This is a genomic window from Cryobacterium sp. 10I1, assembly GCF_035019805.1.
GTDB lineage: Bacteria > Actinomycetota > Actinomycetes > Actinomycetales > Microbacteriaceae > Cryobacterium > Cryobacterium glucosi.
In genome coordinates, this window is the sequence record NZ_JASJVF010000517.1 from 1 (window position 1) to 841 (window position 841).

At 66.8% G+C, this 841-nt stretch carries 2 protein-coding genes; one reads left to right on the forward strand and one right to left on the reverse strand.

The genetic code is table 11. The annotated features are described in order from the left end of the window. Nucleotides 1–189: hypothetical protein (locus QN345_RS19510; RefSeq protein ID WP_323509172.1), on the forward strand; the 189-nt coding region annotated here is incomplete at its 5' end. 76 nt (nucleotides 190–265) lie between these two features. Here QN345_RS19510 and QN345_RS19515 read toward each other — a convergent pair. Then, nucleotides 266–841: WS/DGAT domain-containing protein (locus QN345_RS19515; protein WP_323509173.1), on the reverse strand; the 576-nt coding region annotated here is incomplete at its 5' end.

An 841-nucleotide genomic window follows, 5' to 3' on the forward strand; every position in this document is an offset into this window, starting at 1 on the left:
TTCCTGGACCCGCCCGTTGTCCACAACAACGCCAACTACCAATCCATGTGCCAGGGCGAGGCTTTCGACGACATCATGGTCGAGGGTGGCAGCTCGTACACCTTCGATTACGACTTCGCGTACTCATACATCGTCCAGATTGCCTTTGAGACGAGACAGTGGGACCTGACCGTCTTCGCCTGCCTCTGACACTGGCCGAAACGAGCCCGGAGTTACGCGGCCGCGAGTTCGCAACCGAAGAATTTGCAGGTGCCATGCCCACGCGTCAGGGGTGCAGCAGTGCGGCGAACTCGTGCTCGAGGAGCGCGCGGAGGGCGTCCAGGTCTGGGCAGGTGTCCGGGTCTGCCGCGAGGGTGACCTCGAGGCTGCCGGCGTAGGAGAGCACGGCGAACGACACCGTCACGTTTCCGGTGGGGCCGGTCAGGGGCACGAGGCCGGTGACCGGGCACCCGAAGATCGAGAGGGGCTCCGCCGGCCCGCGCAGGTTGGTCACGAAGGTGTGGATGGTCCGCTGCCGGCTGATGAACCGCTGGAACAGTCCGAGCCGCGCGAGCAGCCGGAAGAACGGCCCGAGCAACGCCGTCGACGCGCCCGCGGGCGCGAGTTTCGCCGCCCTCGTGGCAGTGGCGACAGCATCCAGCCGAGTGAACGGATGCCCGACCCCGGGCACACGAATCGGAATCACCCCGCTCTGGTTCCCCAGTTCGCCCGCGACAGCCTGGCGCCGACCCGAGAACGGCACCGACAACACGAAGGTCTCCTGCCGCTCGCCGCGCTCACCCAGAACAGCAACCAGGCCTGCGATTCGATGCCGTCGTAGGCGAGCTGGCGGGAGAGACCC